This window comes from Pseudomonas sp. NPDC087803 (genome assembly GCF_044742995.1).
Taxonomy (GTDB): domain Bacteria; phylum Pseudomonadota; class Gammaproteobacteria; order Pseudomonadales; family Pseudomonadaceae; genus Aquipseudomonas.
The window spans coordinates 64,035-82,510 of the sequence record NZ_JBIUVO010000003.1 but is presented as its reverse complement, the minus strand read 5'-3'; the positions used below and the strand labels follow the sequence as shown (position 1 = coordinate 82,510).

At 58.9% G+C, this 18,476-nt stretch carries 20 protein-coding genes and 1 pseudogene; 8 read left to right on the top strand and 13 right to left on the bottom strand.

Annotated features, from left to right (window positions below):
- Positions 1-181 precede the first annotated feature (181 nt).
- Entirely contained in the window at positions 182-1,306 is a 1,125-nt protein-coding gene (locus ACIOUG_RS04800; RefSeq protein WP_401062930.1) for a GNAT family N-acetyltransferase, read from the top strand.
- 95 nt (positions 1,307-1,401) lie between these two features.
- Here ACIOUG_RS04800 and ACIOUG_RS04795 read toward each other — a convergent pair.
- The 5 genes and pseudogenes from ACIOUG_RS04795 to ACIOUG_RS04775 form a co-directional block, all read right to left on the bottom strand.
- A pseudogene (locus tag ACIOUG_RS04795) lies at positions 1,402-1,509 on the bottom strand (aquaporin); the annotation flags it as partial.
- A 310-nt stretch (positions 1,510-1,819) separates the two neighbouring features.
- Entirely contained in the window at positions 1,820-3,652 is a 1,833-nt protein-coding gene (locus tag ACIOUG_RS04790) for an ABC transporter ATP-binding protein (RefSeq protein ID WP_401062928.1), read from the bottom strand.
- Positions 3,653-3,740: 88 nt separating this feature from the next.
- Positions 3,741-4,298 carry a peptidylprolyl isomerase gene (locus ACIOUG_RS04785; RefSeq protein ID WP_401062926.1) on the bottom strand — a complete coding sequence of 186 codons (558 nt, stop codon included), beginning with the start codon at positions 4,296-4,298 and terminating at the stop codon, positions 3,741-3,743.
- Positions 4,299-4,301: 3 nt separating this feature from the next.
- Complete coding sequence (locus ACIOUG_RS04780; RefSeq protein WP_401062925.1) at positions 4,302-5,105, bottom strand: alpha/beta fold hydrolase; 804 nt, start codon at positions 5,103-5,105, stop codon at positions 4,302-4,304.
- A gap of 14 nt (positions 5,106-5,119) precedes the next feature.
- On the bottom strand, positions 5,120-6,043 hold the full coding sequence (locus tag ACIOUG_RS04775) for a LysR family transcriptional regulator (protein ID WP_401062923.1): 924 nt from the start codon (positions 6,041-6,043) through the stop codon (positions 5,120-5,122).
- Between the two features lie 49 nt (positions 6,044-6,092).
- On the opposite strand from ACIOUG_RS04775, the gene ACIOUG_RS04770 reads away from it, so the two are divergent.
- The 3 genes from ACIOUG_RS04770 (at position 6,093) to ACIOUG_RS04760 (ending at position 8,438) form a co-directional block, all read left to right on the top strand.
- A complete protein-coding gene (locus ACIOUG_RS04770) occupies positions 6,093-6,407 on the top strand; it encodes a 3-phosphoglycerate kinase (protein WP_401062922.1) in 315 nt (104 codons plus the stop codon).
- 230 nt (positions 6,408-6,637) lie between these two features.
- The gene (locus ACIOUG_RS04765) at positions 6,638-7,237 is read left to right on the top strand and encodes an FMN-dependent NADH-azoreductase (protein ID WP_401062920.1); all 600 of its coding nucleotides are present in this window, start codon (positions 6,638-6,640) and stop codon (positions 7,235-7,237) included.
- A gap of 334 nt (positions 7,238-7,571) precedes the next feature.
- Entirely contained in the window at positions 7,572-8,438 is an 867-nt protein-coding gene (locus tag ACIOUG_RS04760; protein WP_401062918.1) for a carboxylate/amino acid/amine transporter, read from the top strand.
- A 110-nt stretch (positions 8,439-8,548) separates the two neighbouring features.
- Here ACIOUG_RS04760 and ACIOUG_RS04755 read toward each other — a convergent pair whose 3' ends face one another.
- Positions 8,549-9,847 carry a mechanosensitive ion channel family protein gene (locus ACIOUG_RS04755; RefSeq protein ID WP_401062916.1) on the bottom strand — a complete coding sequence of 433 codons (1,299 nt, stop codon included), beginning with the start codon at positions 9,845-9,847 and terminating at the stop codon, positions 8,549-8,551.
- Between the two features lie 191 nt (positions 9,848-10,038).
- Here ACIOUG_RS04755 and ACIOUG_RS04750 point away from each other — a divergent pair, with 191 nt between their 5' ends.
- Positions 10,039-11,379, top strand: coding sequence for a DEAD/DEAH box helicase (locus ACIOUG_RS04750; RefSeq protein WP_401062915.1), 1,341 nt, complete (start codon positions 10,039-10,041; stop codon positions 11,377-11,379).
- Positions 11,380-11,440: 61 nt separating this feature from the next.
- Here ACIOUG_RS04750 and ACIOUG_RS04745 read toward each other — a convergent pair whose 3' ends face one another.
- The 4 genes from ACIOUG_RS04745 to ACIOUG_RS04730 all read right to left on the bottom strand — a co-directional run bounded on the left by ACIOUG_RS04745 (position 11,441) and on the right by ACIOUG_RS04730 (position 14,019).
- Positions 11,441-12,040, bottom strand: a complete 600-nt coding sequence (locus tag ACIOUG_RS04745) for a hypothetical protein (protein ID WP_401062913.1) — start codon at positions 12,038-12,040, stop codon at positions 11,441-11,443.
- A gap of 12 nt (positions 12,041-12,052) precedes the next feature.
- The gene (locus tag ACIOUG_RS04740; RefSeq protein WP_401062911.1) at positions 12,053-12,637 is read right to left on the bottom strand and encodes a papain-like cysteine protease family protein; all 585 of its coding nucleotides are present in this window, start codon (positions 12,635-12,637) and stop codon (positions 12,053-12,055) included.
- Positions 12,638-12,901: 264 nt separating this feature from the next.
- On the bottom strand, positions 12,902-13,177 hold the full coding sequence (locus ACIOUG_RS04735) for a hypothetical protein (RefSeq protein WP_401062909.1): 276 nt from the start codon (positions 13,175-13,177) through the stop codon (positions 12,902-12,904).
- Between the two features lie 107 nt (positions 13,178-13,284).
- Complete coding sequence (locus ACIOUG_RS04730) at positions 13,285-14,019, bottom strand: DUF899 domain-containing protein (RefSeq protein ID WP_401062908.1); 735 nt, start codon at positions 14,017-14,019, stop codon at positions 13,285-13,287.
- Between the two features lie 175 nt (positions 14,020-14,194).
- Between ACIOUG_RS04730 and ACIOUG_RS04725 the strand changes: the two genes are divergently transcribed.
- Positions 14,195-14,587, top strand: coding sequence for a transcriptional regulator (locus ACIOUG_RS04725; protein WP_401062907.1), 393 nt, complete (start codon positions 14,195-14,197; stop codon positions 14,585-14,587).
- Positions 14,588-14,700: 113 nt separating this feature from the next.
- Here ACIOUG_RS04725 and ACIOUG_RS04720 read toward each other — a convergent pair whose 3' ends face one another.
- The 3 genes from ACIOUG_RS04720 to ACIOUG_RS04710 all read right to left on the bottom strand — a co-directional run bounded on the left by ACIOUG_RS04720 (position 14,701) and on the right by ACIOUG_RS04710 (position 16,756).
- On the bottom strand, positions 14,701-15,570 hold the full coding sequence (locus ACIOUG_RS04720) for a DUF6279 family lipoprotein (RefSeq protein WP_401062906.1): 870 nt from the start codon (positions 15,568-15,570) through the stop codon (positions 14,701-14,703).
- A gap of 71 nt (positions 15,571-15,641) precedes the next feature.
- Entirely contained in the window at positions 15,642-16,361 is a 720-nt protein-coding gene (locus ACIOUG_RS04715; protein WP_401062905.1) for a TorF family putative porin, read from the bottom strand.
- A gap of 206 nt (positions 16,362-16,567) precedes the next feature.
- Positions 16,568-16,756, bottom strand: coding sequence for a hypothetical protein (locus ACIOUG_RS04710; RefSeq protein ID WP_016985943.1), 189 nt, complete (start codon positions 16,754-16,756; stop codon positions 16,568-16,570).
- 350 nt (positions 16,757-17,106) lie between these two features.
- Between ACIOUG_RS04710 and ACIOUG_RS04705 the strand changes: the two genes are divergently transcribed.
- Both ACIOUG_RS04705 and ACIOUG_RS04700 read left to right on the top strand, forming a co-directional pair.
- A complete protein-coding gene (locus tag ACIOUG_RS04705; RefSeq protein WP_115987802.1) occupies positions 17,107-17,943 on the top strand; it encodes a S1-like domain-containing RNA-binding protein in 837 nt (278 codons plus the stop codon).
- A gap of 102 nt (positions 17,944-18,045) precedes the next feature.
- Positions 18,046-18,450, top strand: a complete 405-nt coding sequence (locus ACIOUG_RS04700) for a DUF2177 family protein (RefSeq protein WP_401062903.1) — start codon at positions 18,046-18,048, stop codon at positions 18,448-18,450.
- The last annotated feature ends 26 nt before the right edge of the window (positions 18,451-18,476 follow it).

Below are 18,476 nucleotides of genomic sequence, written 5' to 3'. Positions count from 1 at the left end.
ACAGGAGCGAGTATCGCGATGGTTTATGACAGAGCAGTGGCTAAGTGATGTCATGTCGATGACGATATAAAGCGCTCGTGAACTATTGAGCTAGAGCGCTGTCGGCCGATTGAGCGTGTGCAATGGATGCCGATCAGCGATACTCGCGGGGCTTTGACGCCAAGATGTGGAGAGCCAGTTGATGCCGTTGCAACGTCTGCAAAACCTGTCGGAAATCACCCCGGCGACATGGGATGCGCTGGTGCCCGAGAACCAGCCCTTTCTGCGCCATGCGTTCCTCAGTGCGCTGGAAGACAGCGGCAGCGTCGGGCCCCACACAGGCTGGCAACCCGAGCATCTGCTGCATATCGAAGACGGCCAACTCCTCGCGGCGCTGCCCAGTTATCGCAAGTGGCATTCCTACGGCGAGTACGTGTTCGATCACGGCTGGGCCGATGCCTGCGCTCGCGCCGGTATCGACTACTACCCCAAGCTGCTGACGGCGGTGCCGTTCAGTCCGGTCAGCGGTCCGCGCTTGCTGGCCGCCCGGGTCGAGGACGGTTTCGAACTGCTCAAGAGCCTGCCGGGCTATCTGGAAATCGAAGAGCTTTCCAGCGCACACATCAATTTCACCGACCCGTTCACTGACGCCGCCATGGCCGAGCAGCCGGGCTGGCTGCAGCGTATCGGCTGTCAGTATCACTGGCAGAATCGCGGTTACCGCGACTTCCAGGACTTTCTCGATGTGCTCAGTTCGCGCAAGCGCAAGCAGATGCGCAAGGAACGCGAACAGGTGGCGGGGCAGGGCTTCGAGTTCGAATGGCTGGAAGGGCGGCAACTCAGCGAATCACAGTGGGATTTTGTCTATGCCTGCTATGCCAACACCTATGCGGTGCGCCGCCAGGCGCCGTACCTGACGCGCGAGTTCTTCAGCCTGCTGGCCGCGCGGATGCCGGAGGCGATTCGAGTGGTCTTCGCCAGACAGGGTTCACGTCCGGTGGCGATGGCGTTCAGTCTGGTCGGCGGCGACAGCTTCTACGGACGCTATTGGGGGTGTCTGGCGGAGTTCGACCGACTGCATTTCGAGACGTGTTTCTATCAGGGCATGGACTATGCGATTGCCCAGGGGTATCAGCGTTTTGATGCCGGTGCGCAGGGCGAGCACAAGCTGATTCGCGGGTTTGAGCCGGTGATCACCCATTCGTGGCACTACCTGCGCCATCCGGGCCTGAAGGCCGCAGTTAAAGATTTCCTGCAGCAAGAGCGCGCCGGCGTTCTTGCGTACGCCGAGGAAGCCAGAACAGCCTTGCCCTACCGCCAAACCTAGATCCCCTTGTAGGAGCTGCCGCAGGCTGCGATCTTTTGATCTTTAAAAGTCAAAAGATCGCAGCCTGCGGCAGCTCCTACAGGGAGGCGGTAGTTTCAGGATTCCTCTCTACCCAGCCAGCGATAAATCGTCCCGCCCACCACCGCACCCAGCAGCGGCGCGACCCAGAACATCCACAACTGCGCGATCGCCCAGCCGCCGACGTTGTGCGTCCCTGCAGATTTACGACAGGTTCCGTGCTGGAACCTTGGCTGAGTACAGCAGGCTTTGGATGGATTTCCAGCAGGCATGAAAAAACCGCCAGAGCCCGTGGTTGGCGGGCTGGGGCGGTTTTCTGGTGGACAAACATTGTGTGGCGAGGGAGCTTGCTCCCGCTGGACAGCGAAGCTGTCCCAAAACTATCTGCACCGGTAGTGTCAGACTTTCTCGGTTGGCGGGCTTTGCGCCTGCTGCGCAGCCGAGCGGGAGCAAGCTCCCTCGCCACAAAAGCTCACAGAATCGGGTTTTTTGTGATCAATCGATTCCGACAAACCCCCCGGTCTGGTGCGCCCACAACCGCGCATACAGCCCGCGATGCGCCAGCAGTTCGGCGTGGGTGCCGCTCTCGGCGATCTGGCCGTTTTCCAGGACCACCAGCCGATCCATGCGGGCGATGGTCGAGAGGCGGTGGGCGATGGCGATCACGGTTTTGCCCTGCATCAGGGTTTCCAGGCTTTCCTGGATCGCCGCTTCGACTTCCGAGTCGAGTGCCGAGGTCGCTTCGTCCATGATCAGGATCGGCGCGTCCTTGAGCAGTACCCGGGCAATCGCGATGCGCTGACGTTGACCGCCGGACAATTTCACCCCGCGTTCGCCGACGTGCGCATCGAAACCGGTGCGACCTTCAGCGTCCGACAGCAACGGAATGAACTCGTCGGCGCGGGCCTTGTGCACCGCGTCCCAGAGTTCGGCGTCGGTGGCGTCAGGCTTGCCGTAGAGCAAGTTGTCGCGGATCGAGCGGTGCAGCAGCGAGGTGTCCTGCGTGATCATGCCGATGCGTGCGCGCAGGCTTTCCTGGCCGACTTCCGCAATGTTCTGCCCGTCGATCAGGATGCGTCCGCCCTCGACGTCGTAGAGGCGCAGCAGCAGGTTGACCAAGGTCGATTTGCCGGCGCCGGACGGCCCGATCAAACCGATTTTCTCGCCCGGTTTGATGGTCAGGTTAAGGTCGCCGATGATGCCTTTCTTCTTGCCGTAGTGAAAATCCACGTGCTCGAAACGCACTTCGCCACGGGCCACGGCCAGCGGTTTGGCTTGCTCGTGATCGGTGACGCTGACCGGTTGCGAGATGGTCTGCAGACCGTCCTGGACCATGCCGATGTTTTCGAAGATGCCGGTGACTACCCACATGATCCAGCCGGACATATTGACGATGCGGATCACCAGTCCGGTCGCGAGCGCAATTGCGCCGACAGTGATCAGCGACTGGGTCCACAGCCACAGCGCCAGCGCGGTGGTGCCGACGATCAGCAGGCCGTTCATGGTGGTGATCGCCACGTCCATGCTGGTCACCACGCGCCCGGCCATCTGCGCCTTGACCGTTTGTTCTTCGATGGCTTCCTTGGCGTAGTGCTGTTCGAAATTGGTGTGGGCGAACAGCTTGAGGGTGGCGATATTGGTGTAGCCGTCGACGATCCGCCCCATCAGTTTCGAGCGCGCGTCGGAAGCTTCCACCGAACGCTCTTTCACCCGCGGCACGAAGTAATACAGCGCGCCGATGTAGGCGGCGATCCACGTCAGCAGCGGGATCATCAGGCGCCAGTCGGCTTCGGCGAACAGCACCAGCGAACTGATCGCGTAGATCACCACGTGCCACAGCGCATCCACCGCTTGCACCGCCGAATCACGCAGCGAGTTACCGGTCTGCATGATGCGCTGGGCGATACGCCCGGCGAAGTCGTTCTGGAAGAAGTTCAGGCTCTGCTTGAGCACGTAACTGTGGTTCTGCCAGCGGATCATGCTGGTCATTCCCGGGCTCAGGGTCTGATGCACCAGCAGATCGTGCAGGCCGAAAAAGATCGGCCGCAGCACCAGCGCAACCACCACCATCCACGTCAGTTCGAGGGCGTGGTCGCTGAAGAAATTCGGGTTGGGCGTGCCTTGGGCCAGGTCGATGATGCGGCTCAGGTAACTGAACAGCGCCACTTCGATCAACGCGGCAAACAGACCGACCACCAGCAGAGCGGCAAAGCTCGGCCAGACTTGTTTCAGGTAATAGGTATAGAAGGGCCAGACACGATCTGGAGGGGACGCCGTCGGAGCGTCGCGGAATATGTCGATCAGTTGTTCGAAACGGCGATAGAGCATCAGATAACCGCCCGGAAGCCGGGCTCTCCTTTTATCGGTGTGAGCGGCGTGGCATCACGCCCGCGCCGCTCGATACGCCCTGTACAGCTTAGTCGATGACTTTGGCCGACTTGATGATCACAGGGTCGGAAGGCACGTTTTGCATGCCCTGTTTGGTGGTGGTTGGCGAGTTGACGATGACGTCGACCACGTCCATGCCTTTGACCACTTTGCCGAATACGGCGTAGCCATCACCCTGGTCGAGGAAATCGTTGTCCTTGACGTTGATGAAGAACTGGCTGGTCGCCGAATCAGGTACGGAGGTGCGCGCCATGGACAAGGTGCCACGGACGTTGGCCAGACCGTTTTTGTGTTCGTTCTTGATCGGCGCCTTGGTGTCTTTCTGCTGCATCTGTGGCGTGAAGCCGCCACCCTGAGCCATGAAGCCCGGGATCACACGGTGGAAAATGGTGTTGGTGTAAAAGCCGCTGTTGACGTAATCCAGAAAGTTTTTGGTACTGATCGGCGCCTTGACCGGGTCCAGTTCGATTTCGATCTGGCCGTTGCTAGTGTCCAGCAGCACGTGCGGTGCCTTGGCCGGGGTGGCAGCCATCAGGTTGGCAGCAAACAGCACAGTACCAGCGGCGAGGGCGAGTTTTTTCAGCATGGGTCAGTGATCCTGAGATTGAATATCGGCTGCGGCAAGAAACTCCAGCAGCGTTTGATTGAAGCGTTCGGGTTGATCGAGCGGGGTGGCGTGGCGCGAATCGGCGATCACCACCAGCCGCGCATCGGGCAGCAGTTTTACATAGGTTTCTTTCAGCGCGACGGGTGTGTAGTCACGGTCGGCGCTGACGATGAGGGTTGGACAGGAAATTCTCGAAAGTCGTTCCTGAACGCCCCAGCCAACAATCGCATCGAAGCTGGCGAGATAAGCACGTTTGTCGTTTTTTGCCCAGCGCTCGGACATTTTTTGCCGCAGTTCGGCCTGCTCAGGCTTGGGAAAAAGTTTGCTGCCCAAGGCCTTGCCGATGGTCGCGAGGCTGAGTACGCGCATCAGACTCCAGCGCTTGAACCACTGCCAATAGTCGTCGCGACTGCGGATTTTGACTTCGGGGGCACTGTTGACGATGGTCAGGCTTTTCAGCATGTGCGGCTGATCGACGCCGAACTGAAAGCCGATCATCCCGCCCATCGACAGCCCGACGTAGTGCACCGGGCCGAGGTTCAGGTGCTCGATCAGTGCCAGCAGGTCGGCGCTGAAACCGGCGATGCTGTAGCGCTCGCGGGGTTTGTCAGAGCGACCGTGACCGCGTATGTCCGGAACGATCACCCGGTAGTGCGCCGACAGCGCCGGGATCTGCATTTCCCAGTCCAGGGTGCTCGAGCCGAGCCCGTGAACCAGCAGCAACGGCGTACCGTGGCCATATTCCTCGTAGTGCAGGTTGCAACCTTCGTGCTCGAAATAGGCCATCGGTGAACTCCGTGTCAGGCTTGTTCAGGGGCGGCGAACGGTGCGTCCAGCGGCAAGGTGTCGAAGGTACGCAGCAGTTCGATGAGGATCTGTGTCGCCGGGCCCAGCGGTTTGTCCTTGTTGGAATACAGATAGAAGCTCGGGTTGCGGCTGCCGCCCTGATCCAACGGTAGCAGCTTGAGCGTGCCTTCCTTCAATTCGCGTTCGATCATGTGCCGCGGCAGCCAGGCGAAGCCCAGGCCGCTGCTGACGAACGTGGCGGCGGTGGCGAGGCTGCCGACGGTCCAGCGCTGTTCGGCGCCGAGCCAGCCGACGTCGCGCGGTTGCTGGCGGCCGGAGTCGCGGATCACCACCTGCATCTGCGTTTCCAGATCCTGGAAGCTCAGTTCGCGATTGAGCCGGTGCAGCGCGTGATCCGGGTGGGCGACGGCGACAAACTCGACGTCACTCAATTCCGTGCCCAGGTAACCGGGAATGCTCAGGCCGGTGATCGCCAGATCGGCGACGCCTTCGAGCAAGACCTCTTCGACCCCCGACAATACTTCTTCACGCAGCCGCACGCGGCAGCCGCGACTCTGTGGCATGAACGCGGTCAGCGCGCGGACAATGCGGGCGCTCGGATAGGCGGCATCGACCACCAGCCGCACCTCGGCCTCCCAGCCCTGTTCCATATGGTGGGCGAGGTCTTCCAGTTGGCTGGCCTGTTTCACCAGTTGTCGTGAACGCCGTAGCAGCACGCCGCCCGCCTCGGTGAGCACCGCTTTGCGCCCGTCGATGCGCAGCAACGGCACACCGAGCTGGTCCTGCATGCGGGCGACGGTATAACTCACCGACGATTGCGAACGGTGCAGAGCCTCGGCGGCCTGGGCGAAGCCGCCGTGGTCGACCACGGCCTGCAATGTTCGCCATTGATCAAGGGTCACGCGGGGCGCTTTCATCAATAGCTCCTCTTGTCCTAAGCTGGCCGTCCCTCAAGGAGACTGGCGAATGAAAAAATTCTGTTGTGTGGTGCTGGCGCTGCTGCCGCTGACGGCGTTTGCTTACCCGATCGACGTGCAGAAAAACCTCAATGGCTTGAAGATCGACTACGAAACCTACGACACCGATAAGGACATCGGCTCGATTCGGGTCGCCAACTACGGCGACGTGGACGCGACCTGCAAAGTCGTGTTCAACAATGGCCCGGAAGCACCCCGTACGCGCAACATCGAGGTCCCGGCCCGCAAACATACGAACGCCACGGCCAAGTTCTCCCGCGAGATCATCAGGCTGCGAATCGACCTGAGCTGCACCCCGAAATAACGGCAATCCTCTGTAGGAGTGAGCCTGCTCGCGATAGCGGTGTGTCAGTCAGAGAATGCGTCGATTGACACGCCGCAATCGCGAGCAGGCTCACTCCTACAAGGGTACAAAGTGCATCTAAACGAATTATTCGATCTTTTGCAGCAATTATTTGCGCTTTTTCATCGATCCATCCCTGTTTAACCTTCACTCCATCGACCTACAACATTCTCGGATGGAGGCTACACAGCATGTCCCGCGTTCTGATCATCGAAAGCAGCGCCCGTCAGCAAGACTCGGTTTCCCGGCAACTGACCCAAACCTTCATCGCTCAGTGGAAAGCCGCGCACCCCAACGATCAGATCACCGTGCGTGACCTCGCCGTGAACCCCGTTCCACACCTGGACAGCAACCTGCTGGGCGGCTGGATGAAGCCCGCCGAGCAGCGCAACGCCAACGAACAAGTGTCGCTGGATCGCTCCAATGAATTGACCGATGAACTGCTGGCCGCCGACGTGCTGGTGATGGCTGCGCCGATGTACAACTTCGCGATCCCGAGCACCCTCAAGGCCTGGCTCGACCACGTGCTGCGTGCCGGCGTGACCTTCAAGTACACTGAAACCGGCCCGCAAGGCCTGCTCAGCGGCAAGCGTGCCTACGTGCTCACCGCTCGCGGCGGCATCTACGCCGGCGGCCCGGCCGACCATCAGGAACCGTACCTGCGTCAGGTCATGGGCTTCATCGGCATCCACGACGTGACCTTCATTCACGCCGAAGGCATGAACCTGGGCGGCGACTTCCAGGAGAAGGGCCTGAATCAGGCCAACGCCAAACTGTCCCAGGTCGCTTGACAGGTTAATCCCCAGATAATCGCCGGTTGTTCTAGTGACCCGGCGCAACCCCTTCAAGGCTCTACGCGCATCGAACCTCCCTTTGCACTTGTTGCTCCTGAGTGCTGTAGCCCGATTGAACGCTTTAGCGAGATCGGGCTTTTTTTTGCCTGCAATTCAGTGAGCGACGGATTCCCTGTAGGAGTGAGCCTGCTCGCGATAGCGATCGTTCAGTCACATCGATGTTGACTGACACACAGCAATCGCGAGCAGGCTCACTCCTACAGAGGGATTTTGTGTTGGTTGCAGAATGTAAAAACCGCTATCGTCGCCGCCATTCGAAACAGAGGCGACCATGGGCTATCTACTTTTTGTCACGCTGATTCAGGCGTTTTCCTTCAGTCTGATCGGCGAATACCTGGCCGGACACGTCGACAGCTACTTCGCGGTGCTGGTGCGCGTGGTGCTGGCCGGGCTGGTGTTCATTCCGCTGACCCGCTGGCGTTCGGTGGAACCGGCGTTCATGGGCGGCATGCTGCTGATCGGCGCGTTGCAGTTCGGCATCACCTACGTCTGCCTGTACCTGAGCTTCCGCGTGCTGACGGTGCCGGAAGTGTTGCTGTTCACCATCCTCACACCACTGCACGTGACGCTGATCGAAGATGCGCTGAACCGGCGCTTCAATCCATGGGCGCTGGTGGCGGCACTGGTGGCGGTGGGCGGCGCGGCGGTGATCCGTTTTGACCGGATCAATCCGGACTTCTTCATGGGCTTTTTGCTGCTGCAACTGGCCAACTTCACCTACGCCGCAGGCCAGGTGCTGTACAAGCATCTGGTGGCGAAACACCCAAGCGACCTGCCGCATTACCGGCGTTTCGGCTTCTTCTACCTCGGCGCACTGGCGGTGGTGTTGCCGGCGTTTCTGCTGTTCGGCAAGTCCAACTTCTTGCCCGAAGCATCCTTGCAGTGGGGCGTGTTGCTGTTCCTCGGCCTGGTCTCGACCGCGTTGGGGATGTACTGGTGGAACAAGGGCGCGTGCATGGTCAACGGCGGCACGCTGGCGGTGATGAACAACCTGCATGTGCCGGTGGGCTTGCTGCTGAATTTGCTGATCTGGAATCAGCATGAGGAACTGGGAAGGTTGTTGCTGGGCGGGAGTGTGATTCTGGCTGCCGTATGGATCAGCCGGTTGGGGATTCGCAATTCCCAAGCCACCGCATAACCCCTGTGGGAGCGGGCTTGCTCGCGAAGACGGTGCGTCATTCAACGATTATGTTGACTGACCTGACGCTTTCGCGAGCAAGCCCGCTCCCACAGTTTTGATCTGTGGGGTTATAGGAGGTGTTGTTGTGGTTCTGGTATGTGCGCTGAGCCGAGTACAGCCGGCAACAACCCCGAACGCAAATCCCCACCACTTGGCTGCTGATAAAGGCTCAAACCAAACTCCGGCAGCACCGCCAGCAGATAGTCGAAAATATCGCCCTGAATCCGTTCGTAATCGGCCCACACCGTGGTGGTGGTGAAGCAGTAGATCTCCAGCGGAATGCCCTGCGCGGTGGTCTGCATCTGCCGGACCATGCAGGTCATGTTCGGTTGCACCTCCGGGTGACTCTTCAGATACGCCAGCGCATAAGCGCGGAAGGTGCCGATGTTGGTCATGCGCCGGCGGTTGGCCGACATCGCCGCCACATTCCCCTGCGCTTCGTTCCACGCCTTTAGCTCGGCTTTCTTGCGGGCCATGTAACCGCTCAGCAGGTGCACCTGGGAGAGTTTTTCTTCCTCATCGTCACGGATGAAGCGCACGCCACTGGCATCGATGAACAGGCTGCGCTTGATTCGCCTGCCGCCGGACTGCTGCATGCCGCGCCAGTTGCGGAACGATTCGGACATCAGGCGCCAGGTCGGGATCGAGACGATGGTCTTGTCGAAGTTCTGCACCTTGACCGTGTGCAAGGTGATGTCGACCACGTCGCCATCGGCGCCGACTTGCGGCATTTCGATCCAGTCGCCGACGCGCAGCATGTCGTTGCTGGTCAGTTGCACGCTGGCAACGAACGACAGCAATGTGTCCTTGTAGACCAACAGAATCACCGCCGACATCGCACCCAGACCGGACAGCAGCAACAGCGGCGAACGGTCGATCAGGGTGGCGACGATGATGATCGCGCCAAACACGTACAGAACCATTTTCGCCAGTTGCACATAGCCCTTGATCGAGCGGGTGCGGGCGTGTTCGGTGCGCGCGTAGATGTCCAGCAGCGCATTGAGCAGGGCGCTGACTGAAAGCAGCAAGAACAGGATGGTGAACGACAGCGCGACATTGCTCAGGAACAGCATCGCGGTTTTGCTCAGTTCCGGCACCAGGTGCAGGCCGAACTGGATCACCAGCGACGGCGTCATCTGCGCCAGGCGCTGAAAGACCTTGTTGTGGCGAAAGTCGTTGAGCCAGTGCAGCGCCGGCTGGCGACCGAGCATGCGGCTGGCATGCAGGATCAGATAGCGCGCCACTCGTCCGAGGACCAGCGCGATCACCAATAGCAGCATCAGCGCCAGGCCGGATTGCAGGAGCGGGTGCTGTTCGAGGGCACCCCAGAGGTCTTGGGCGTTGAGCCAGAGCTGTTTGAAATCCATGTGAGCAACGATTCTTCTGTAAGACGCGATGGGCGATTAGAGCATTTAAGACGCTGTGTATTACCGTTGGAGACAAATCGAGCAACAAAAAAGCCACTGATTACGCCCGTTTGTATAAAGAAACTCGGCCTGAGCGCTCGAAACCGGTAACCTATGCAGCTGTTTTTTTGCATATCTTCGAGGTAGCACCCGTGTTTTCCCAATTCGCCCTGCACGAACGCCTGCTCAAAGCCGTGGCCGAGCTGAAATTTGTCGAGCCAACGCCTGTGCAAGCAGCGGCCATTCCGCTGGCGCTCCTGGGGCGTGACCTGCGGGTGACGGCGCAAACCGGTAGCGGCAAGACCGCCGCTTTTGTCCTGCCGATCCTCAACCGCCTGATCGGCCCGGCCAAGATCCGCGTCAGCATCAAGACCCTGATCCTGCTGCCGACCCGCGAACTGGCCCAACAGACGTTGAAAGAAGTTGAACGCTTCTCGCAGTTCACCTTCATCAAGTCCGGCCTGATCACCGGCGGCGAAGACTTCAAGGTCCAGGCGGCGATGCTGCGCAAGGTGCCGGACATCCTGATCGGTACCCCGGGCCGGATGATCGAGCAACTCAACGCCGGCAACCTCGATCTGAAAGAAGTCGAAGTACTGGTGCTCGACGAAGCCGACCGTATGCTCGACATGGGTTTCGCCGAAGACGTGCAGCGTCTGGTCGACGAATGCCCGAACCGTCAGCAGACCATGCTGTTCTCCGCCACCACCGGCGGTTCCGGCCTGCGTGAAATGGTCGCCAAGGTGCTGAACAACCCTGAGCACCTGCAGCTCAACGCGGTCAGCCAGCTGAACTCGACCACTCGTCAGCAGATCATCACTGCCGACCACAACCAGCACAAAGAACAGATCGTCAACTGGCTGCTGGCCAACGAGACCTACCAGAAGGCCATCGTCTTCACCAACACCCGTGCCATGGCCGACCGCATCTACGGCCGTCTGGTGGCTCAGGAATACAAGGCGTTTGTGCTGCACGGCGAGAAAGACCAGAAGGATCGCAAATTGGCGATCGACCGTCTGAAGCAGGGCGGCGTGAAGATCCTGGTAGCGACCGACGTCGCGGCCCGTGGTCTGGACGTTGATGGACTGGATCTGGTGATCAACTTCGACATGCCACGCAGCGGCGACGAATACGTGCACCGCATCGGTCGTACCGGCCGTGCCGGTAACGACGGTCTGGCGATCTCGCTGATCTGCCACGGCGACTGGAACCTGATGTCGAGCATCGAGCGCTACCTGAAGCAGAGCTTCGAGCGCCGCACCATCAAGGAAGTCAAAGGCACCTACGGCGGGCCGAAAAAGGTCAAGGCCTCGGGCAAAGCCGTCGGTGTGAAGAAGAAAAAGACCGACGCCAAGGGCGACAAGAAGAAAACCGCCGCCAAGACCCCGACCAAGCGCAAGAGCGCCAACCGGCCGAAGCCGGATTCGCTGGTGAGCAGCGACGGCATGGCTCCGCTCAAGCGTCGCAAGCCGGCTGAGCCAGCGGCTGAGTAAGGCGTTTCGCAGGCAATAAAAAACCCGGACAGTGTCCGGGTTTTTTTATGCGCAGGGTTTGTCAGTTGCCCAACTGGCCGCTGGTGTCCGCGTCAAAGCGCTGTCTGGCGCGATCTGCCGCCGGCTTGAGCAACGCGAGCAGCGCGGCTTCGCTGTACAACCGCGAACCCCCCAGCTCTTTCGGCGTTGGTTCGATCGGGATCAGGACATCCTCACCGTCAGCATGCAGCCAGATCGCCACGACGTGCAGTGCCGAGACAAACAGCACGCGCAATTCGACGCTCTTGCCCTGCAATTGCGGCGCCTGTTCCGCCAGTTTCAGCGCGCCCACGGTGTCGGCGGCCCGGGTGCCGTGGTTCAGCGAAGCGAACTCGACATGGCCACGTACCTCAGCCAGTTGCGCATCGGCAATGCTCACGCCGTCGGCAAAAACCAGGTAGTGCCAGTCACCGATGCGTGCGTCTTTCAGACCCTTGCCCTGGCTCAGATCGTCGAGTGTCAGCGAGTAGCCACGATAGGCTTCGCTGAGGCTGACGTTGGCCGATGTCGCATTGGCGAACTGGCGGTTGATACCGAAGCCCTGGTTTTGCAGCGCGGCTTGCAGCACCGGACGCAAAGTCTGTACGCCGTTGGAAGGCGCCTTTGGATAAGTCAGTTGCATGATATCGCCCTCCTAGTTTTTCGCGGTGAAGTAAGTGTGAGTCCAGTTGCCGCCGCCGTTGTACGAACCGGGGAATGAGTTCAGGGCGCGGGTCGAGTAACCGTAGATCGAGTCGGCGATCAGCACGTAGTTGCCGTTGGTGCCGTAGATCGTCAGGAAGTGCGCACCACCGCCGTACCAGGCACAGCGCAGGCCGACCGGGCGGCCCATGTTGATCTGGTTCTGGATGGCCGACATCTGCAGCGAGCCCTGATTCATCCCGTTGTAGCAGCGGGTGGTTTGCAGGGCCGAATCCAGATAGCCGTAGACGTTGCACGGTCCCGGCTGGCTGCAGCAATTGCGGTCCAGTTGGGTGCTGGCGACGCCGCACTGGGTCCAGTTCCCGGTACCGTAGTAGTTGCCGACCGAGGCGGAAACGGCGGCCCAGCACCAGTTGGTCTGGGTTTGTTTTTGCATGGTGAAGTTGAGGTTGGCGGCGGCCAGTGCCGCATTTTGCGCAGTGGCTTCAACCTCGACCAGCTGCGGGTCGAGCAGGTGGCCGACGAGGCACCTTGGCAGGCTCTCGCCGGTAAACGATGTTGCTTGATTGGTTAACATTTTTCAGTCCTCCATGAATGAAAACAAGCGTCCAGCTTGTGGTTGTATTGCGGTATTGCCGAGCGATCGGTGGTTAACGGTTTTCATCTGCGATGAACGGTGCCGATCTCCTTGCTCGAGGTAACCTTAGTATGTGTATGCGTTTATGCAAGAAAATAAATGCATTTGTGCATTTTAAAGATCAAAAGATCGCAGCCTGCGGCAGCTCCTACAGGTATCGGTGTAGGAGCTGCCGCAGGCTGCGATATTTTGATTCTGAGGTGATTAACCCTCGGTTTTCTTCTTGGCCGAATCCAGCTCTTTCAAGCGCTGATCAATCAACTGGCACTTGTCCGGCAGATCGGCGCTGGCCGTGCCCAAGTCCATTTTCTGCAACTCGGCGTTGATCTCCTTGGCCTTGGCCGGGTTCTGTTCGGTGAGCTTCGCCACTTCCTTGGCCAGTTGTTCACGTTTGGCGGTGGCTTCCTCGGGTGTGCACGCCCACACGGGCAGGGCGCAGGCGAGGGTGGCGGCGAGGGTGAGCTTGAGCAGGGTTTTCATGGGGGGCGGGCCTCCGTTCCGGTTAAGGCGGGTTAACCGGTGGAGGGCCGGATGACATTAAAAGTTCAGAAATGTGGGCGCCAGCAAGGCGTGCCCCCACAGGTTTATCAACTTCCATGACAGCAACTTGATTTTGTTTCTCCCTCATATCGGTCGTGGTGTCGTACCCATTCCATGATCTCGTCCTCATTGCGGCCCTTGGGCGTGAGGTCGAGATAGTTGTAAGCCCCTACCAACATATCCAGCCCACGCGCATACGTTGAATAGGTATGGAAAATCTCCCCGGATTCATTGCGGTAAAACACACTCAGCCCCGGCATTTCCTCTTCGGCGCTGTCAGTCTTTTCGTAGTTGTAAGTAGCCTTTCCGGCCTCGGCGTCTTGGGCTCTGGCGCAAACGCCAAAGTCGTAGTTGAAATCGGAACCGTCTGACGACACCCAGTCGAATTTCCAGCCCATACGTCGCTTGAATGCCTGAAACTCATCGAACGGTGCGTGGGAAACCGCGACCACGGCAATATCGTGATGCGCCAGGTGCTGGTTGGCGCCGTCGATGTGGTCGGACAGGAACGAGCAGCCCTGACAGCCTTCCTCCCAGTCCTTGGCGAACATGAAGTGGTACACGATCAACTGGCTGTGTTTGCCGAACAGGTCGGCCAGTTTCAGTTCGCCGTTTGGGCCGTGAAATCGGTAGTCCTTGTCGACTTTGACCCACGGTAATGCGCGGCGTTTGGCGCTGAGGCGGTCGCGTTCTTTGGTGAAGGCCTTTTCTTCGGCCAGATGTTGCTTGCGCGCAGCGAGCCATTCTTCGCGCGATACCACCGGATGATTCTCGACGTTCATGATGATTTCTCCTGCGGGGTTGAAACCGTCTTTGTCAGACTAGTCGTTTAACCCTCGAACAATTCGACAGACCGCCGGTCGGTCGCGGCGTGAAATGCGGCTGAACGGCGGCGACAGGCACCGGTCACAACCTATGACAGCGCCCCAAATCACGTGCACCGGAGGTTGAATCAGGATGACGACTTACAACTGGGATTTGATTGAACGCTTGCTCCATGAAGTACAGAACAGTGCAGGCGAAAGTTTCGCGCCGCGAAAATATGCCGAGGACTATGCGGCGCAGAAAGCCAGTGCAGGCGAGCCGATCGAGAATCTGGATCACCTGAAAACGCTGGCCTGCGAATATGAAGGCTTGTTGCTTGAGCGTGGATTTATCGAACCGCGCCCGGATCATATGGGCAGTACTGGCAGCAATTTTATTCTGACGCCGCGCGGATCAAGTCTGCTGAGCCTGATCGACAGCAGCATTCCCGGAAATGATCATCCGCGGCAGGTGCTGGACGAGCAGCAAGATGCGCTGGATGAAGCGACATTTGATGAAGTGGCTTCAAAGGCGCAGATTGCCTGATAGCCTTTGTGGGAGCGGGCTTGCTCGCGAATGCGGTGTGTCAGACACATAAATGGTGAATGACCCACCGCATTCGCGAGCAAGCCTGCTCCCACATTGGTTTGACGTCTGATTCAAGGTTTTTGTGCGGCCTTGAGGCATTTGAGGTCATTGAAGTCCTTGCGCACACCCTCAATTTTCTTCAACAAACGCTGACGCTGTTGCGGCGTACTCTCGGCCATCAGATCAACCGCCAGCGAACGCGCCTGCGCTTCGGTATTGGCGTAGGCTTTTTGGTAATCCGCTGTCCATAAGCGCTCCCGGTTGACCAGAAGCGTCTCGATTCGCTGTGGGAATTCAGGACTCTTACGCTGGGCGACGGCGTTGCTGAACTGCTGCTGCCAATGCGCGCGGTTGGCGATCCATTGGGTGTTCTGCTCGCCCAGCGCGGTCGACCAGGCCATCACCCGTTGTTCCTGAGTGGCGCTCAACGGGCCAAGCCAATCGGTCAGGCGTTTGTCCATCCGTGCGCCCCGTTCGGCAATCTGCTGCGCCAGTGGTGGTTTGACGTATTCCTTCTCCCGTTTGCGCAGATCCTTGGCGAACGCGTCGTTCATTTCCGCGACCTGTTTATCGTCCAGCCCTTGGAGTAATTCGATGGCCGACGGCGTGATCTGGCGTGCGGTGTCGGCAATGGCTTTTTTCGCTTCCTCGTTTCGTGCTTGCAGCGCAGCGTCGGTGACCTGATTGGTTTCGACCATTGCCTGCAAGCGATCCAGCCAGTCGAGGTAACCCGGCAGTTGCGTGGTGCAGTGCCAGTTCAGGTGTTCCTTGAGCCGTTCGTTGAACCAGTCCTTTTGCTCGCCGGTCATGTCTAGGTAGTCGCCGAGCGTCCATGGAATGATCACGTCGAGATTGCGGTAGGCCAGGCCGACACGGCTGCAAGCGCCCAGGGCGAGGGTGACGATCAGCAGGGTGGCGAGGGTTTTGAACCAGCGAGACATGAGCGAATCCTTGCGAGAGCCTGGCGTCTGATTCTTATGTGAACGCAGGAAGCTCCCGGCAGTTCAGCCGATCAATAGAACGCGCGTTCGGCCTTGAGCGTGACCAGCCCGTCGCATTCGCTGTTGTGGCCGGAATAGGCCGAGCAATCACTGCCACTGAGGTTGGAGTTGCTGTAGATCAGGTCGAGATCGACGCCCATGAACGGCCGGGAAAATTTCACCGACCAATCGGTAAAACTGCTGACGTAACCACCGTCCACCGACACCGGCGTATTCAGTTGATGAGTGGTGTATTTCATGCTGATCCCGATGCCGAACGGCTGATTGCCACCGAGGTCGGCGAACAGCGTGTTGTTCTGTTTGTCCGGGTCGTTGCTGAAGGCCACACCGAAGCGGCTGCCGAGCAGGGTCAGGCCGCCGAACACTTCCTGGCTGTCGAGGGTGTCCACTTTGGGATAGCTGTAGTGGATCATCCCGACTTCATAGCCGAGGGTCTGATCGAAAGGTTGTTTGAAGCCGACATAGGAGTCGATTTCGAGGTTCTTGCCCGGTGTGAGGCCCATGCTCGGGGCGTACTGACCGACATACAGGCCGCTGTCGTGGCTCAGATCGAGGCCGCCGTGGAACGAGCCGACTGCCGCCGGTTTGACCAGCCCTTGAGCCATGCTGCGGCTGGGCGTGGTGCCGAGTTTGAGGTCGAAGTCGCCAAGCTCGCGCTGGAAAATCTGCGCGTGCGCAGTCGAGCAGACCAGCAGGCCTACCAGCAGTAAACAGGAAGTTGGTTTGAGCATGCGTCACTCCATGAACAGCGAGGGCAGGGCGTGAGCCTGCTGAAACGCTTGATCCAGACGCGTGCAAGGATACCGGCGAATGCTCGGCAATGATGGCCGTTCGTCGATTTTCAACAGATTGGTTAAACACAAGGAGGGTGTTGCGCGGGTGCCAGTCCAGACGCTTCGAAGCTCAAAGCGTCTCAGGACGGGTGTATTACCGGGTGTTACTTCTTGCCCAGGCTGATCTGCTTGGACGGACCGAACGTCTGGCCGCTGACGCCTTTGGCAATTTGCTGGATTTCGCCGCCGGACTTGAGGAACGCTGCGATTTGATCGTTGATCGATTCGCTGGTTTCAACGGCGGGAGCTGGCTTTGCTTTGCTGGTGGATGCTTTTACACGCATGGCGGCCATTAACCTGTAGAAAAGTAACTCGGCCAGGCATCGTACAGGAATAACTTGACAATTGCTTGATAAATATCCCCCGGAATAACTGAGCGCATGGGTGGATTATTCTCGATTAATTATTCGAAATATCCGCCTAAGCTACTGTTTTAAATACGATCATTTGTTCATTTCAACTGAAAATATCTTGAGTGAATTGGCCTGACCGATGCTGCGCTGGCCAGACGAGTGGCAACCCTGGCGCGCCAGCCCCAGGAAAATCACGGTGTCCCGCGGATTTTCTCGAACGGGTTGCTCAGCCAGCGAACGGAACCGGCAAAACCGGGTAGAATGCCGCCACGCAATGAGGGTTCTGGAAAATGGCTTTAGTCGGGCGTTACAACAGTTTGCAAGTGGTTAAACACACTAACTTCGGTTTATATCTGGACGGCGGTGCCGACGGCGAGATTCTTTTGCCCAACCGTTATATCCCTAAAGATATTCCCAGCGAAGATGAAGACTGGCTCAACGTTTTTATTTATCTGGACAGCGATGACAAACTTATCGCTACCACTGAAAAACCAAAAGTGCAGGTCGGCGAATTTGCCAGCCTGAAAGTTGTTGAAATCAACAGCATCGGCGTGTTCCTCGATTGGGGCCTGCCGAAAGATCTGTTGCTGCCGTATTCCGAAGAAAAGCGGCAGATGACCGCCGGCGAATACTGCGTGGTGCACGTATACCTCGACAAACACACGCGCCGCATCACCGCAACCGCACGTCTGGATCGCTACCTCGACAAGACCCCGGCCAACTATAGCGCCGGGCAGGAAGTTGATCTGCTGGTGGCCGAAGCCACCGACATGGGTTTCAAGGCGATCATCAATAACAAGCACTGGGGCTTGATCCACAAGAATGAGATCTTCAAGTTCATGCGTTCCGGCATGCGCGAGAAAGGCTTCATCAAGGAAGTACGCGCCGACGGCAAGATCAGCCTCAGCCTGCAACCGGTTGGGCAGGAAGCGGCGAGCAGTCTGAGCTCGAAGATCCTCGCCAAGTTGCGCGAAAACGATGGCTCGCTGGCCGTCAGCGACAAGAGCGATCCGGCATTGATCAGCAGTCTGTTCGGCGTCAGCAAGGGCAACTTCAAGAAGGCCATCGGTTCGCTGTACAAGGAAGGCAAGATCGTCATTCATGCTGATCGCATTGAACTAACCTGAGTGCCCGCCGGCCCCATGTAGGAGCTGCCGCAGGCTGCGATCTTTTGATTTTCAAAGGCAAAAGATCGCAGCCTGCGGCAGCTCCTACATGAGGGTTTGCAGATGAAGAAAGCGTTGATTGCCTATGGCGCCACACTGCTGGCGTTTCTGTTGCTCGATGGAATCTGGCTCGGTGTGCTGATGGCGCCAACCTATCGCGAACTGCTCGGTTCGCTGATGCTCGAAAAACCGCTGCTGTTACCGGCCGCGGTTTTTTATTGCCTGTACGTTTTTGGTTGCTTGCAGTTTGTGGTGTTGCCGGCGCTGAGCTGGCAACGCGCGGCACGCATGGGCGCGTTGTTGGGGCTGGTGGCGTACGGCACTTATGACTTGACCAACTGGGCGACGCTGCGCGGGTGGTCGGTGCAGGTGAGTTTGATGGATTGGGCTTGGGGGACGTTTGCGACGGCTGTTGCCTGCACGGTCGGTTTCCTGGCTGCGAAGCGATTTGTGAGGTCAGCTGCGTAATCCTGGCTGTCGGGGCCGACGCCTTC

Bases quoted from the DNA above. Each gene is read 5' to 3' on its own strand.
- ACIOUG_RS04775 (WP_401062923.1), bottom strand. From the start codon at position 6,043: ATGAAAGCGCCCCGCGTGACCCTTGATCAATGGCGAACATTGCAGGCC.
- ACIOUG_RS04755 (WP_401062916.1), bottom strand. From the start codon at position 9,847: ATGGATTTCAAACAGCTCTGGCTCAACGCCCAAGACCTCTGGGGTGCC.
- ACIOUG_RS04700 (WP_401062903.1), top strand. From the start codon at position 18,046: ATGAAGAAAGCGTTGATTGCCTATGGCGCCACACTGCTGGCGTTTCTG.
- ACIOUG_RS04770 (WP_401062922.1), top strand. From the start codon at position 6,093: ATGAAAAAATTCTGTTGTGTGGTGCTGGCGCTGCTGCCGCTGACGGCG.
- ACIOUG_RS04785 (WP_401062926.1), bottom strand. From the start codon at position 4,298: ATGCTGAAAAAACTCGCCCTCGCCGCTGGTACTGTGCTGTTTGCTGCC.
- ACIOUG_RS04745 (WP_401062913.1), bottom strand. From the start codon at position 12,040: ATGCAACTGACTTATCCAAAGGCGCCTTCCAACGGCGTACAGACTTTG.
- ACIOUG_RS04760 (WP_401062918.1), top strand. From the start codon at position 7,572: ATGGGCTATCTACTTTTTGTCACGCTGATTCAGGCGTTTTCCTTCAGT.
- ACIOUG_RS04715 (WP_401062905.1), bottom strand. From the start codon at position 16,361: ATGCTCAAACCAACTTCCTGTTTACTGCTGGTAGGCCTGCTGGTCTGC.
- ACIOUG_RS04730 (WP_401062908.1), bottom strand. From the start codon at position 14,019: ATGAACGTCGAGAATCATCCGGTGGTATCGCGCGAAGAATGGCTCGCT.
- ACIOUG_RS04720 (WP_401062906.1), bottom strand. From the start codon at position 15,570: ATGTCTCGCTGGTTCAAAACCCTCGCCACCCTGCTGATCGTCACCCTC.
- ACIOUG_RS04800 (WP_401062930.1), top strand. From the start codon at position 182: ATGCCGTTGCAACGTCTGCAAAACCTGTCGGAAATCACCCCGGCGACA.
- ACIOUG_RS04725 (WP_401062907.1), top strand. From the start codon at position 14,195: ATGACGACTTACAACTGGGATTTGATTGAACGCTTGCTCCATGAAGTA.
- ACIOUG_RS04790 (WP_401062928.1), bottom strand. From the start codon at position 3,652: ATGCTCTATCGCCGTTTCGAACAACTGATCGACATATTCCGCGACGCT.
- ACIOUG_RS04780 (WP_401062925.1), bottom strand. From the start codon at position 5,105: ATGGCCTATTTCGAGCACGAAGGTTGCAACCTGCACTACGAGGAATAT.
- ACIOUG_RS04740 (WP_401062911.1), bottom strand. From the start codon at position 12,637: ATGTTAACCAATCAAGCAACATCGTTTACCGGCGAGAGCCTGCCAAGG.
- ACIOUG_RS04705 (WP_115987802.1), top strand. From the start codon at position 17,107: ATGGCTTTAGTCGGGCGTTACAACAGTTTGCAAGTGGTTAAACACACT.
- ACIOUG_RS04765 (WP_401062920.1), top strand. From the start codon at position 6,638: ATGTCCCGCGTTCTGATCATCGAAAGCAGCGCCCGTCAGCAAGACTCG.
- ACIOUG_RS04710 (WP_016985943.1), bottom strand. From the start codon at position 16,756: ATGGCCGCCATGCGTGTAAAAGCATCCACCAGCAAAGCAAAGCCAGCT.
- ACIOUG_RS04735 (WP_401062909.1), bottom strand. From the start codon at position 13,177: ATGAAAACCCTGCTCAAGCTCACCCTCGCCGCCACCCTCGCCTGCGCC.